The following is a 12444-nucleotide window of genomic DNA, read 5'->3' as shown; positions in this document are numbered from 1 at the left end:
GCCAGAAGGCGTTGAGATGGTAATGCCAGGCGACAACATCAAGATGGTTGTGACTCTGATCCACCCAATCGCGATGGACGACGGTCTGCGTTTCGCAATCCGTGAAGGCGGCCGTACCGTTGGCGCGGGCGTTGTTGCTAAAGTTCTGGGCTAATTAATTATCCCTGAATTAAAAAAGGACGCTTCGGCGTCCTTTTTTGTTTTCTACAATTTAATGCGGTCACAAATTCTCGCATTTTTTGTACTCTCCCGACGCGTATCCTGCGGCTTGTGCTATTGTAATCATAACCATTCTCACTTACACTTTGCGCATATTTTGAACGGGAGTGCGTATGTACGTTTGTCTTTGTAATGGTGTGAGTGATAAAAAAATTCGTCAGGCCGTTCGGCAATTTCAGCCACAATCCTTCCAACAGCTACGCAAGTTTGTTCCAGTCGGAAATCAATGCGGTAAGTGCGTTCGTGCTGCCCGTGAGATCATGCAGGATGAACTGATGCAGATCCCAGAATTCAAAGAGATTGCCTGAGCGCCTATCTTTTTTTTGACATCCCTGTAGCCCGTTCTACGCTTCAATGAGTGGAAGCGGAGGGACTATATAATGAAAGGTGATGTTAAAATCATAAGTTATCTCAATAAATTATTGGGAAATGAGCTTGTCGCAATCAATCAGTATTTTCTTCATGCACGTATGTTCAAGAATTGGGGCTTAACTCGCCTCAACGACGTTGAATATCACGAATCCATCGATGAAATGAAGCACGCCGATAAGTATATCGAGCGTATTCTCTTCCTCGAGGGTATCCCAAATCTGCAGGACCTCGGCAAGCTGGGTATCGGCGAAGATGTCGAGGAGATGTTGCGTTCCGATCTGCGGCTGGAGCTGGAAGGGGCGAAAGACCTTCGTGAAGCGATAGCCTATGCGGACAGCGTTCATGATTATGTGAGCCGCGATATGATGATCCAGATCCTTGCAGACGAAGAAGGCCATATCGACTGGCTGGAAACGGAGCTGGATCTGATCGATAAAATTGGTGTGCAGAATTATCTACAGTCTCAGATTAAAGTGGAAAGCTAACCAGGCTTTGCCATCCAGTAAGTAAACCTGCTGCCGCCATAAAGGGGCCAAAAGGCAGCGGGTTTTTAAACAGTTTCTCTCCCGGCTTTATCATTGATCGTATCAACACATAAACAGTGGCCATTAGCGCCGCGGCGAGCGCCAGTACGGGCAAAACACACCAGCCATGCCATGCACCGAGAGCCGCTAAATACTTCACATCGCCATATCCCATACCTTCTTGCTTGCACACTAGCCTGTAACCCCAATAGATAAGCGCGAACCCTGCGTAACCTGCCATCGCGCCGGTTACCGCGGCTGGCAAAAAGTCAGGGTTGATACAGAGATGAAAAAGTAGTCCGGACCATAACAGCGGGCATAGGTACCTGTCTGGCAGCAAGCCGGTACGGATATCGGCACGTATGAGAATGGCGGTCAAAGCCAGATACGCAAGCAGGAAGGGGAGGGCATTCAGCATCATAAAAACCTCAGTACAATGGATATGTCCGTACTTTTCTCAAATCCATAAATGCGCGACAAATAGCAAGATGCCGAACTGGAAAGCGCTATCCAAAGAAGAGACGCAACGTGTGGAAGTTGCAGTAGAGGTACGAGCAAGCACGCAAAATTGTTCTGGACCGCCTGTTTTCTAAACTAAGCTTGCGTCGCGCCCAGATTTACGTATAATGCGCGGGCTTGTCGTAATTGACGGCGGGTTCAATCTGAACCAGGGTAACTCATTTTGTTACTCAACAATGCTCCCAATTGGGGAGCTACGTAAGAACGGTTACACTCTCCCATCAATCGTAATGGGTTTGAGGAGTAATCATTTTCGTTTATAAAATAATTGGAGCTCTGGTCTCATGCAGAACCAAAGAATCCGTATCCGCCTTAAAGCGTTTGATCATCGTCTGATCGATCAATCAACCGCGGAAATCGTCGAGACTGCTAAGCGCACTGGTGCGCAAGTCCGTGGTCCGATCCCGCTGCCGACCCGCAAAGAGCGCTTCACCGTTCTGATCTCTCCGCACGTAAACAAAGACGCGCGTGATCAGTACGAAATCCGCACTCACAAGCGTCTGGTTGACATCGTTGAGCCAACTGAGAAAACCGTTGATGCTCTGATGCGTCTGGATCTGGCTGCCGGTGTAGACGTGCAGATCAGCCTGGGTTAATCAGGTCATCGAGCGATTGAGAGGTTGAAACAATGATTGGTTTAGTCGGTAAAAAAGTGGGAATGACCCGCATCTTCACTGAAGATGGCGTTTCTATCCCAGTAACCGTAATCGAAGTTGAAGCAAACCGCGTTACTCAGGTTAAAGATCTGGCTAACGATGGCTACCGCGCTGTTCAGGTTACCACTGGTGCTAAAAAAGCTAACCGTGTAACCAAACCAGAAGCGGGTCACTTCGCTAAAGCTGGCGTAGAAGCTGGCCGTGGTCTGTGGGAATTCCGTCTTGCTGAAGGCGAAGAGTTCACCGTAGGTCAGGACATTAGCGTTGAGCTGTTTGCTGAAGTTAAAAAAGTTGACGTAACCGGTACCTCTAAAGGTAAAGGTTTCGCTGGTACCGTTAAGCGCTGGAACTTCCGTACCCAGGACGCTACCCACGGTAACTCCTTGTCTCACCGCGTACCGGGTTCTATCGGTCAGAACCAGACTCCGGGCAAAGTGTTCAAAGGCAAGAAAATGGCAGGTCAGCTGGGTAACGAACGTGTAACTGTTCAGAGCCTGGACGTAGTACGTGTTGACGCTGAGCGCAACCTGCTGCTGGTTAAAGGTGCGGTCCCGGGTGCAACCGGTAGCGACCTGATCGTTAAACCAGCTGTGAAGGCGTAAGGGGATAGCAATGGAATTAGTATTGAAAGACGCGCAGAGCGCGCTGACTGTTTCCGAAACTACCTTCGGTCGTGATTTCAACGAAGCGCTGGTTCACCAGGTTGTTGTTGCTTATGCAGCTGGTGCTCGTCAGGGTACTCGTGCTCAGAAGACTCGTGCTGAAGTAACTGGTTCTGGCAAAAAGCCATGGCGCCAGAAAGGTACCGGCCGTGCGCGTTCAGGTTCTATCAAGAGCCCGATCTGGCGTTCAGGTGGCGTGACCTTCGCTGCGCGTCCACAGGACCACAGTCAAAAAGTTAACAAAAAGATGTACCGCGGCGCGCTGAAAAGCATTCTGTCCGAACTGGTACGTCAGGATCGTCTGATCGTTGTCGAATCATTCTCTGTTGAAGCGCCTAAAACTAAGCTGCTGGCACAGAAACTGAAAGACATGGCTCTGGAAGATGTGCTGATCATCACCGGTGAGCTGGACGAGAACCTGTTCCTGGCTGCGCGCAACCTGCACAAGGTTGACGTACGCGATGCAACTGGTATCGACCCGGTTAGCCTGATCGCCTTCGACAAAGTCGTAATGACTGCTGATGCTGTTAAGCAAGTTGAGGAGATGCTGGCATGATTCGTGAAGAACGTCTGCTGAAGGTGCTGCGCGCACCGCACGTTTCTGAAAAAGCGTCTACTGCGATGGAAAAAACTAACACCATCGTTCTCAAAGTTGCTAAAGACGCGACCAAAGCAGAGATCAAAGCTGCTGTGCAGAAACTGTTTGAAGTCGAAGTCGAAGTCGTTAACACCCTGGTAGTTAAAGGGAAAGTTAAACGTCACGGACAGCGTATCGGTCGTCGTAGCGACTGGAAAAAAGCTTACGTCACCCTGAAGGAAGGCCAGAATCTGGACTTCGTTGGCGGCGCTGAGTAAGTCGGAGGAGTAATACAATGGCAGTTGTTAAATGTAAACCGACATCTCCGGGTCGTCGCCACGTAGTTAAAGTGGTTAACCCTGAGCTGCACAAGGGCAAACCTTTTGCTCCGTTGCTGGAAAAAAACAGCAAATCCGGTGGTCGTAACAACAATGGCCGTATCACCACTCGTCACATCGGTGGTGGCCACAAGCAGGCTTATCGTATTGTTGACTTTAAACGCAACAAAGACGGTATCCCAGCAGTTGTTGAGCGTCTTGAGTACGATCCGAACCGTTCCGCGAACATCGCGCTGGTTCTGTACAAAGATGGCGAACGCCGTTACATCCTGGCCCCTAAAGGCCTGAAAGCTGGCGACCAGATTCAGTCTGGCGTTGATGCTGCAATCAAAGCAGGTAACACCCTGCCGATGCGCAATATCCCGGTTGGTTCTACCGTTCATAACGTAGAAATGAAACCAGGTAAAGGCGGTCAGCTGGCACGTTCCGCTGGTACTTACGTTCAGATCGTTGCTCGTGATGGTGCTTATGTCACCCTGCGTCTGCGTTCTGGTGAAATGCGTAAAGTCGAAGCAGACTGCCGCGCTACTCTGGGCGAAGTTGGCAATGCTGAGCATATGCTGCGCGTTCTGGGTAAAGCAGGTGCTGCACGCTGGCGTGGTGTTCGTCCTACCGTTCGCGGTACTGCGATGAACCCAGTCGATCACCCACATGGTGGTGGTGAAGGTCGTAACTTTGGTAAGCACCCGGTATCTCCGTGGGGCCTCCAGACCAAAGGTAAGAAGACCCGCAGCAACAAGCGTACTGATAAATTTATCGTACGTCGCCGTAGCAAATAATTTTAGAGGATAAGCCATGCCACGTTCTCTCAAGAAAGGTCCTTTTATTGACCTGCACTTGCTGAAGAAGGTAGAGAAAGCGGTGGAAAGCGGAGACAAGAAGCCTTTGCGCACTTGGTCCCGTCGTTCAACGATCTTTCCTAACATGATCGGTTTGACCATCGCTGTCCATAATGGTCGTCAGCACGTTCCAGTCTTTGTTACCGACGAAATGGTTGGTCACAAACTGGGTGAATTCGCACCGACTCGTACTTATCGCGGCCACGCTGCTGATAAAAAAGCGAAGAAGAAATAAGGTAGGAGGAAGAGATGGAAACTTTAGCTCAACATCGCCATGCTCGTTCTTCTGCTCAGAAGGTTCGCCTTGTTGCTGACCTGATTCGCGGTAAGAAAGTGTCGCAGGCCCTGGACATCCTGACCTATACCAACAAGAAAGCTGCGGTATTGGTCAAGAAAGTACTGGAATCTGCCATTGCTAACGCTGAACACAACGATGGCGCTGACATCGACGATCTGAAAGTCGCGAAAATTTTCGTAGATGAAGGCCCAAGCATGAAGCGCATTATGCCGCGTGCGAAAGGTCGTGCAGATCGCATCCTGAAGCGCACCAGCCACATTACTGTGGTTGTGTCCGATCGCTGAGACTCTGGAGACTAGCAATGGGTCAGAAAGTACATCCTAATGGTATTCGCCTGGGTATTGTAAAACCATGGAACTCTACCTGGTTTGCGAACACCAAAGAATTCGCTGACAACCTGGACAGCGATTTTAAAGTACGTCAGTACCTGACTAAGGAACTGGCTAAAGCGTCCGTATCTCGTATCGTTATCGAGCGTCCGGCTAAGAGCATCCGTGTAACTATTCACACTGCTCGTCCTGGCATCGTTATCGGTAAGAAAGGCGAAGACGTAGAAAAACTGCGCAAGGTCGTAGCGGATATCGCTGGCGTTCCTGCACAGATCAATATCGCTGAAGTTCGTAAGCCTGAACTGGACGCTAAATTGGTTGCTGACAGCATCACTTCTCAGCTGGAACGTCGTGTTATGTTCCGTCGTGCGATGAAGCGTGCTGTTCAGAACGCAATGCGTCTGGGCGCTAAAGGTATCAAAGTTGAAGTTAGCGGCCGTCTGGGCGGCGCGGAAATCGCACGTACCGAATGGTACCGTGAAGGTCGCGTACCGCTGCACACTCTGCGTGCTGACATCGACTACAACACCTCTGAAGCGCACACCACTTACGGTGTAATCGGCGTTAAGGTATGGATCTTCAAAGGTGAGATCCTGGGTGGTATGGCTGCTGTTGAACAACCGGAAAAACCGGCTGCTCAACCTAAAAAGCAGCAGCGTAAAGGCCGTAAATAAGGAGCGTCGCTGATGTTACAACCAAAGCGTACAAAATTCCGTAAAGTGCACAAAGGCCGCAACCGTGGTCTGGCGCAGGGTACGGATGTTAGCTTCGGCACTTTCGGTCTGAAAGCTGTTGGCCGTGGTCGTCTGACTGCACGTCAGATCGAAGCAGCACGTCGTGCTATGACCCGTGCAGTTAAGCGTCAAGGTAAGATTTGGATCCGTGTATTCCCGGACAAACCAATCACCGAGAAGCCGCTGGAAGTTCGTATGGGTAAAGGTAAAGGTAACGTGGAGTACTGGGTTGCCTTGATCCAACCGGGTAAAGTCCTGTATGAAATGGACGGCGTACCGGAAGAGCTGGCCCGTGAAGCATTCGGCCTGGCAGCAGCGAAACTGCCGATTAAAACCACCTTTGTAACTAAGACGGTGATGTAATGAAAGCAAATGAGCTGCGTGAAAAAAGCGTAGAAGAGCTGAACGCTGAGCTGCTGAACCTGCTGCGTGAGCAATTCAACCTGCGCATGCAGGCTGCAAGTGGCCAGCTGCAACAGACTCACCTGCTGAAGCAGGTTCGTCGTGATGTTGCACGCGTTAAGACTTTACTGACTCAGAAGGCGGGTGCGTAATGACCGATAAAATCCGTACTCTGCAAGGTCGTGTTGTTAGCAACAAAATGGAGAAATCCCTGGTTGTTGCTATCGAACGTTTTGTGAAACACCCGATCTACGGTAAATTCATCAAGCGTACGACCAAACTGCACGTACATGACGAGAACAACGAATGCGGTATCGGCGACAAGGTTGAAATCCGTGAATGCCGTCCGCTGTCCAAGACTAAGTCCTGGACGCTGGTTCGCGTTGTAGAGAAAGCGGTTCTGTAATACAGTAAGCCTTCTCAATACGAATAAACGGCTCAGCGATGAGCCGTTTATTTTTTCTACCCATATTGTAGAAGCGGTGTTATAATGCCGCGCCCTCGATATGGGGCTTTTCAACGGCTCTGATTTTAGAGTCTCAGGTAGTAGTTGACATTAGCGGAGCACTAAAATGATCCAAGAACAGACTATGCTGAACGTCGCCGACAACTCCGGTGCACGTCGCGTAATGTGTATCAAGGTTCTGGGTGGCTCGCACCGTCGCTACGCAGGCGTAGGCGACATCATCAAGATCACCATCAAAGAAGCAATTCCACGTGGTAAGGTCAAGAAAGGTGATGTGCTGAAAGCGGTAGTGGTGCGCACCAAGAAGGGTGTTCGTCGCCCTGACGGTTCTGTCATTCGCTTCGATGGTAATGCATGCGTTATTTTGAACAATAACAGCGAGCAGCCTATCGGCACGCGTATCTTTGGGCCGGTAACTCGTGAGCTTCGTACTGAGAAGTTCATGAAAATTATCTCTCTGGCACCAGAAGTACTCTAAGGAGCGAATCATGGCAGCGAAAATCCGTCGTGATGACGAAGTTATCGTGTTAACCGGTAAAGATAAAGGTAAACGCGGTAAAGTAAAAAATGTTCTGTCTTCCGGCAAACTTGTCGTTGAAGGTATCAACCTGGTTAAGAAACATCAGAAGCCGGTTCCGGCCCTGAACCAACCAGGTGGCATCGTTGAAAAAGAAGCTGCTATTCAGGTTTCTAACGTTGCAATCTTCAATGCGGCTACCGGCAAGGCTGACCGTGTAGGCTTTAGATTCGAAGACGGCAAAAAAGTCCGTTTCTTCAAATCTAACAGCGAAACTATCAAGTAATTTGGAGTAGTACGATGGCGAAACTGCATGATTACTACAAAGACGAAGTAGTTAACAAACTCATGACTGAGTTTAACTACAATTCTGTCATGCAAGTCCCTCGGGTCGAGAAGATCACCCTGAACATGGGTGTTGGTGAAGCGATCGCTGACAAGAAACTGCTGGATAACGCAGCAGCTGACCTGACAGCTATCTCCGGTCAAAAGCCGTTGATCACCAAAGCACGCAAATCAGTTGCAGGCTTCAAAATCCGTCAGGGCTATCCGATCGGCTGTAAAGTAACTCTGCGTGGCGAACGCATGTGGGAGTTCCTTGAGCGCCTGATCTCTATTGCTGTACCACGTATCCGTGACTTCCGTGGCTTGTCCGCTAAGTCTTTCGACGGTCGTGGCAACTACAGCATGGGTGTCCGTGAGCAGATCATCTTCCCAGAGATTGACTACGATAAAGTCGATCGCGTGCGTGGTTTGGATATTACCATCACCACTACTGCGAACTCTGATGAAGAAGGCCGTGCTCTGCTGGCTGCCTTTGACTTCCCGTTCCGCAAGTAAGGTAGGGTTACTGAATGGCTAAGCAATCAATGAAAGCACGCGAAGTAAAGCGCGTAGCTTTAGCTGATAAATTCTTCGCTAAACGCGCTGAACTGAAAGCGATCATTTCTGATGTGAACGCTTCCGACGAAGATCGTTGGAATGCTGTTCTCAAGCTGCAGTCTCTGCCGCGTGATTCCAGCCCGTCTCGTCAGCGTAACCGCTGTCGTCAAACAGGTCGTCCACATGGTTTTGTGGGCAAGTTCGGGTTGAGCCGTATCAAACTGCGTGAAGCCGCCATGCGCGGTGAAGTACCAGGCTTGAAAAAGGCTAGCTGGTAATTACCAATTGAATCACGGGAGTAAAGACAGATGAGCATGCAAGATCCGATCGCGGATATGCTGACCCGTATCCGTAACGGTCAGGCCGCGAACAAAGTTGCGGTCACCATGCCTTCCGCCAAGCTGAAAGTGGCAATTGCCAACGTGCTGAAGGAAGAAGGTTTTATCGAAGATTTTAAAGTTGAAGGCGACACCAAGCCGGAACTGGAACTTACTCTTAAGTATTTCCAGGGTAAAGCTGTTGTAGAAAGCATTCAGCGTGTCAGCCGCCCAGGTCTGCGCATCTATAAGAAAAAAGATGAGCTGCCAAAAGTTATGGCCGGCATGGGTATCGCAGTTGTTTCTACCTCTAAAGGTGTTATGACTGATCGTGCAGCGCGCCAGGCTGGTCTTGGTGGCGAAATTATCTGCTACGTAGCCTAATCGGAGGAAAAAATGTCTCGTGTTGCTAAAGCACCGGTCGTTATTCCTGCCGGCGTTGATGTAAAAATCAACGGTCAGGTTATTACGATCAAAGGTAAAAATGGCGAGCTGACTCGTACCCTCAACGATGCTGTTGAAGTTAATCATGCAGACAACGCTCTGACTTTCGGCCCACGTACTGGTTACGTTGATGGCTGGGCTCAGGCTGGTACCGCGCGTGCCCTGCTGAACTCAATGGTTGTTGGTGTTACCGAAGGCTTCACTAAAAAGCTTCAGCTGGTTGGTGTAGGTTACCGTGCAGCGATCAAAGGGAATGCAGTAGGCCTGTCTCTGGGCTTCTCACACCCTGTTGAACATCAGCTGCCGGCAGGTATCACTGCAGAATGTCCGACTCAGACTGAAATCGTGCTGAAAGGCGCTGATAAACAGCTGATTGGCCAGGTTGCAGCAGATCTGCGCGCCTACCGTCGTCCTGAGCCTTATAAAGGCAAGGGTGTTCGTTACGCCGACGAAGTCGTGCGTACCAAAGAGGCTAAGAAGAAGTAAGGTAACACTATGGATAAGAAATCTGCTCGTATCCGTCGTGCGACCCGCGCACGCCGCAAGCTCAAAGAGCTGGGTGCAACTCGCCTGGTGGTACATCGTACCCCGCGTCATATTTACGCACAGGTAATTGCACCGAACGGTTCTGAAGTTCTGGTAGCTGCTTCTACTGTAGAAAAAGCTATTACTGAACAATTGAAGTACACCGGTAACAAAGACGCTGCTGCAGCTGTAGGTAAAGCTGTTGCTGAACGCGCTCTGGAAAAAGGTATCACTAACGTGTCCTTTGACCGTTCCGGGTTCCAATATCATGGTCGTGTCCAGGCACTGGCAGATGCTGCCCGTGAAGCTGGCCTTCAGTTCTAAGGTAGAGGTGTAAGATGGCTCACATCGAAAAACAGGCTGGCGAACTGCAGGAAAAGCTGATCGCGGTTAACCGCGTATCCAAAACCGTAAAAGGTGGCCGTATTTTCTCCTTCACAGCTCTGACTGTAGTTGGTGATGGTAATGGTCGCGTTGGTTTTGGTTACGGTAAAGCGCGTGAAGTTCCAGCAGCGATCCAGAAAGCGATGGAAAAAGCCCGTCGCAATATGATTAACGTCGCGCTGAACCACGGCACCCTGCAGCACCCAGTTAAGGGTACTCACACGGGTTCTCGTGTCTTCATGCAGCCGGCTTCAGAAGGTACCGGTATCATCGCCGGTGGTGCAATGCGTGCCGTTCTGGAAGTCGCTGGGGTTCATAACGTTCTGGCTAAAGCATATGGTTCCACCAACCCGATCAACGTGGTTCGTGCAACTATTGATGGCCTGGAAAATATGAAATCTCCAGAAATGGTCGCTGCCAAGCGTGGTAAATCCGTTGAAGAAATTCTGGGGTAATTGACCATGGCAAAGACTATTAAAATCACTCAAACCCGCAGTGCAATCGGACGTCTGCCGAAACACAAGGCAACGCTGCTTGGCCTGGGTCTGCGTCGTATTGGTCATACCGTTGAGCGCGAGGATACTCCTGCTGTACGTGGTATGGTCAACGCGGTTTACTTCATGGTTAAAGTTGAGGAGTAAGAGATGCGTTTAAATACTCTGTCTCCAGCCGAAGGCTCTAAAAAGGCGGGTAAACGCCTGGGTCGTGGTATCGGTTCTGGCCTCGGTAAAACCGGTGGTCGTGGTCACAAAGGTCAGAACTCTCGTTCTGGCGGTGGCGTACGTCGCGGTTTCGAGGGTGGCCAGATGCCACTGTACCGTCGTCTGCCGAAATTCGGCTTCACTTCTCGCAAAGCAGCGATCACAGCGGAAATCCGTCTGTCTGACCTGGCGAAAGTTGAAGGCGGCGTCGTTGACCTGAACACGCTGAAAGCAGCAAACATTATCGGTATCCAGATCGAGTTCGCGAAAGTGATCCTGGCTGGTGAAGTTTCTACTCCGGTAACTGTTCGTGGCCTGCGTGTTACTAAAGGCGCTCGTGCTGCTATCGAAGCTGCTGGCGGTAAAATCGAGGAATAAGTAGCAGATGGCTAAACAACCGGGATTAGATTTTCAAAGTGCCAAAGGTGGGCTTGGCGAGCTGAAACGCAGACTTTTGTTTGTTGTAGGTGCGCTGATCGTTTTCCGTATTGGCTCTTTTATTCCGATCCCTGGTATTGATGCCGCTGTACTTGCCAAACTGCTTGAGCAACAGCGAGGCACCATCATTGAAATGTTTAACATGTTCTCTGGTGGTGCTCTCAGCCGAGCTTCTATCTTCGCTCTGGGTATCATGCCGTATATTTCGGCATCGATTATTATCCAGCTGCTGACGGTCGTTCATCCGACCCTGGCAGAACTGAAGAAAGAAGGGGAGTCTGGTCGTCGTAAGATCAGCCAGTACACCCGTTACGGCACTCTGGTGCTGGCAATATTCCAGTCAATCGGTATTGCTACCGGTTTACCGAATATGCCTGGTATGCAGGGCCTGGTTATTAACCCAGGCTTTGCATTCTATTTCACCGCTGTTGTTAGTCTGGTCTCAGGAACTATGTTCCTGATGTGGCTCGGCGAACAGATTACTGAGCGTGGTATCGGAAACGGTATCTCAATCATTATCTTCGCTGGTATCGTTGCGGGACTCCCGCCAGCCATTGCCCATACTATCGAGCAAGCGCGTCAAGGCGACCTGCACTTCCTCTTGTTGCTGTTGGTTGCAGTATTAGTATTTGCAGTGACGTTCTTTGTTGTATTCGTTGAACGTGGTCAACGCCGCATTGTGGTAAACTACGCAAAACGTCAGCAAGGTCGTCGTGTCTATGCTGCACAGAGCACACATTTACCGCTGAAAGTGAATATGGCAGGGGTTATCCCGGCGATCTTCGCTTCCAGTATTATTCTGTTCCCGGCTACCATCACGTCATGGTTCGGGGGCGGTACTGGTTGGAACTGGCTGACAACAATTTCGCTGTATTTGCAGCCTGGGCAACCGCTTTATGTGTTACTCTATGCGTCTGCGATCATCTTCTTCTGTTTCTTCTACACGGCGTTGGTCTTCAACCCGCGTGAAACAGCAGATAACCTGAAGAAGTCCGGTGCATTTGTACCAGGAATTCGTCCGGGAGAGCAAACGGCGAAGTATATCGATAAAGTAATGACTCGCCTGACTTTGGTTGGTGCGCTTTATATTACTTTTATCTGCCTGATCCCGGAGTTCATGCGTGATGCAATGAAAGTACCGTTCTACTTCGGTGGGACCTCACTGCTTATCGTTGTTGTCGTGATTATGGACTTTATGGCTCAAGTGCAAACTCTGATGATGTCGAGTCAGTACGAGTCTGCATTGAAGAAGGCGAACCTGAAAGGCTACGGCCGCTAAATGGTCGCCTGAGAAGTTACGG

25 protein-coding genes and 1 pseudogene are annotated in these 12444 nt (G+C 50.1%); 25 read left to right on the top strand and 1 reads right to left on the bottom strand.

Annotated features, from left to right (window positions below):
- The 3 genes and pseudogenes from tuf to bfr all read left to right on the top strand — a co-directional run.
- Nucleotides 1-154 (top strand): annotated as a pseudogene (tuf, locus tag WFN75_RS22385) (elongation factor Tu); the annotation flags it as partial.
- Between the two features lie 178 nt (nucleotides 155-332).
- Nucleotides 333-527 carry a bacterioferritin-associated ferredoxin gene (gene bfd / locus WFN75_RS22380; protein ID WP_003863268.1) on the top strand — a complete coding sequence of 65 codons (195 nt, stop codon included), beginning with the start codon at nucleotides 333-335 and terminating at the stop codon, nucleotides 525-527.
- 72 nt (nucleotides 528-599) lie between these two features.
- Nucleotides 600-1076, top strand: coding sequence for a bacterioferritin (bfr, locus tag WFN75_RS22375; protein ID WP_040078352.1), 477 nt, complete (start codon nucleotides 600-602; stop codon nucleotides 1074-1076).
- Here the strand turns inward: bfr and WFN75_RS22370 are convergent.
- Nucleotides 1060-1533, bottom strand: coding sequence for a prepilin peptidase (locus tag WFN75_RS22370; protein ID WP_046886570.1), 474 nt, complete (start codon nucleotides 1531-1533; stop codon nucleotides 1060-1062). The genes bfr and WFN75_RS22370 overlap by 17 nt on opposite strands.
- Nucleotides 1534-1918: 385 nt before the next feature.
- Here WFN75_RS22370 and rpsJ point away from each other — a divergent pair, with 385 nt between their 5' ends.
- From rpsJ to secY, 22 genes are all read left to right on the top strand, one after another.
- Nucleotides 1919-2230 carry a 30S ribosomal protein S10 gene (gene rpsJ / locus WFN75_RS22365; RefSeq protein ID WP_001181005.1) on the top strand — a complete coding sequence of 104 codons (312 nt, stop codon included), beginning with the start codon at nucleotides 1919-1921 and terminating at the stop codon, nucleotides 2228-2230.
- 32 nt (nucleotides 2231-2262) lie between these two features.
- Nucleotides 2263-2892, top strand: coding sequence for a 50S ribosomal protein L3 (gene rplC, locus WFN75_RS22360; protein WP_016538466.1), 630 nt, complete (start codon nucleotides 2263-2265; stop codon nucleotides 2890-2892).
- A 10-nt stretch (nucleotides 2893-2902) separates the two neighbouring features.
- Complete coding sequence (gene rplD, locus WFN75_RS22355; protein WP_003031119.1) at nucleotides 2903-3508, top strand: 50S ribosomal protein L4; 606 nt, start codon at nucleotides 2903-2905, stop codon at nucleotides 3506-3508.
- On the top strand, nucleotides 3505-3807 hold the full coding sequence (gene rplW, locus WFN75_RS22350; protein WP_000617546.1) for a 50S ribosomal protein L23: 303 nt from the start codon (nucleotides 3505-3507) through the stop codon (nucleotides 3805-3807). The genes rplD and rplW overlap by 4 nt, the downstream gene beginning before the upstream one ends.
- A gap of 17 nt (nucleotides 3808-3824) precedes the next feature.
- The gene (gene rplB, locus WFN75_RS22345) at nucleotides 3825-4646 is read left to right on the top strand and encodes a 50S ribosomal protein L2 (protein ID WP_002919786.1); all 822 of its coding nucleotides are present in this window, start codon (nucleotides 3825-3827) and stop codon (nucleotides 4644-4646) included.
- A gap of 16 nt (nucleotides 4647-4662) precedes the next feature.
- The gene (gene rpsS / locus WFN75_RS22340) at nucleotides 4663-4941 is read left to right on the top strand and encodes a 30S ribosomal protein S19 (RefSeq protein WP_001138117.1); all 279 of its coding nucleotides are present in this window, start codon (nucleotides 4663-4665) and stop codon (nucleotides 4939-4941) included.
- A gap of 14 nt (nucleotides 4942-4955) precedes the next feature.
- On the top strand, nucleotides 4956-5288 hold the full coding sequence (gene rplV, locus WFN75_RS22335; RefSeq protein ID WP_002919773.1) for a 50S ribosomal protein L22: 333 nt from the start codon (nucleotides 4956-4958) through the stop codon (nucleotides 5286-5288).
- 17 nt (nucleotides 5289-5305) lie between these two features.
- Nucleotides 5306-6007, top strand: a complete 702-nt coding sequence (gene rpsC, locus WFN75_RS22330) for a 30S ribosomal protein S3 (RefSeq protein WP_000529945.1) — start codon at nucleotides 5306-5308, stop codon at nucleotides 6005-6007.
- A gap of 12 nt (nucleotides 6008-6019) precedes the next feature.
- Nucleotides 6020-6430, top strand: coding sequence for a 50S ribosomal protein L16 (gene rplP, locus WFN75_RS22325; protein ID WP_002919759.1), 411 nt, complete (start codon nucleotides 6020-6022; stop codon nucleotides 6428-6430).
- Entirely contained in the window at nucleotides 6430-6621 is a 192-nt protein-coding gene (gene rpmC, locus WFN75_RS22320) for a 50S ribosomal protein L29 (protein ID WP_032614707.1), read from the top strand. Before rplP ends, rpmC begins: the two co-directional genes overlap by 1 nt.
- Complete coding sequence (gene rpsQ, locus WFN75_RS22315; protein WP_040078356.1) at nucleotides 6621-6875, top strand: 30S ribosomal protein S17; 255 nt, start codon at nucleotides 6621-6623, stop codon at nucleotides 6873-6875. Before rpmC ends, rpsQ begins: the two co-directional genes overlap by 1 nt.
- 166 nt (nucleotides 6876-7041) lie before the next feature.
- The gene (gene rplN / locus WFN75_RS22310) at nucleotides 7042-7413 is read left to right on the top strand and encodes a 50S ribosomal protein L14 (protein WP_002919748.1); all 372 of its coding nucleotides are present in this window, start codon (nucleotides 7042-7044) and stop codon (nucleotides 7411-7413) included.
- A 10-nt stretch (nucleotides 7414-7423) separates the two neighbouring features.
- Nucleotides 7424-7738 (top strand): 50S ribosomal protein L24, encoded by a 315-nt coding sequence (rplX, locus tag WFN75_RS22305; RefSeq protein WP_003863287.1) that lies wholly within the window; start codon nucleotides 7424-7426, stop codon nucleotides 7736-7738.
- A 14-nt stretch (nucleotides 7739-7752) separates the two neighbouring features.
- On the top strand, nucleotides 7753-8292 hold the full coding sequence (gene rplE / locus WFN75_RS22300) for a 50S ribosomal protein L5 (protein WP_032614703.1): 540 nt from the start codon (nucleotides 7753-7755) through the stop codon (nucleotides 8290-8292).
- Between the two features lie 14 nt (nucleotides 8293-8306).
- Nucleotides 8307-8612 carry a 30S ribosomal protein S14 gene (gene rpsN, locus WFN75_RS22295; protein WP_032614701.1) on the top strand — a complete coding sequence of 102 codons (306 nt, stop codon included), beginning with the start codon at nucleotides 8307-8309 and terminating at the stop codon, nucleotides 8610-8612.
- Between the two features lie 30 nt (nucleotides 8613-8642).
- Nucleotides 8643-9035: a 30S ribosomal protein S8 gene (rpsH, locus tag WFN75_RS22290; RefSeq protein ID WP_032614699.1), complete on the top strand. Its 393-nt coding sequence runs from the start codon at nucleotides 8643-8645 to the stop codon at nucleotides 9033-9035.
- A 12-nt stretch (nucleotides 9036-9047) separates the two neighbouring features.
- Entirely contained in the window at nucleotides 9048-9581 is a 534-nt protein-coding gene (gene rplF / locus WFN75_RS22285; RefSeq protein ID WP_040078358.1) for a 50S ribosomal protein L6, read from the top strand.
- A gap of 9 nt (nucleotides 9582-9590) precedes the next feature.
- The gene (rplR, locus tag WFN75_RS22280; protein WP_040078359.1) at nucleotides 9591-9944 is read left to right on the top strand and encodes a 50S ribosomal protein L18; all 354 of its coding nucleotides are present in this window, start codon (nucleotides 9591-9593) and stop codon (nucleotides 9942-9944) included.
- Between the two features lie 14 nt (nucleotides 9945-9958).
- On the top strand, nucleotides 9959-10459 hold the full coding sequence (gene rpsE / locus WFN75_RS22275; protein ID WP_007369821.1) for a 30S ribosomal protein S5: 501 nt from the start codon (nucleotides 9959-9961) through the stop codon (nucleotides 10457-10459).
- Nucleotides 10460-10465: 6 nt separating this feature from the next.
- On the top strand, nucleotides 10466-10645 hold the full coding sequence (rpmD, locus tag WFN75_RS22270) for a 50S ribosomal protein L30 (RefSeq protein ID WP_003863301.1): 180 nt from the start codon (nucleotides 10466-10468) through the stop codon (nucleotides 10643-10645).
- A 3-nt stretch (nucleotides 10646-10648) separates the two neighbouring features.
- Nucleotides 10649-11083: a 50S ribosomal protein L15 gene (rplO, locus tag WFN75_RS22265; protein ID WP_003863304.1), complete on the top strand. Its 435-nt coding sequence runs from the start codon at nucleotides 10649-10651 to the stop codon at nucleotides 11081-11083.
- A gap of 7 nt (nucleotides 11084-11090) precedes the next feature.
- Complete coding sequence (gene secY / locus WFN75_RS22260) at nucleotides 11091-12422, top strand: preprotein translocase subunit SecY (protein WP_040078361.1); 1332 nt, start codon at nucleotides 11091-11093, stop codon at nucleotides 12420-12422.
- Nucleotides 12423-12444 lie beyond the last annotated feature (22 nt).

The organism is Leclercia sp. UBA7405 (assembly GCF_037152215.1).
Lineage (GTDB): Bacteria > Pseudomonadota > Gammaproteobacteria > Enterobacterales > Enterobacteriaceae > Enterobacter > Enterobacter pneumoniae.
The sequence above is the reverse complement of the archived record's forward strand: the minus strand, read 5'-3'. Positions and strand labels throughout refer to the sequence as shown.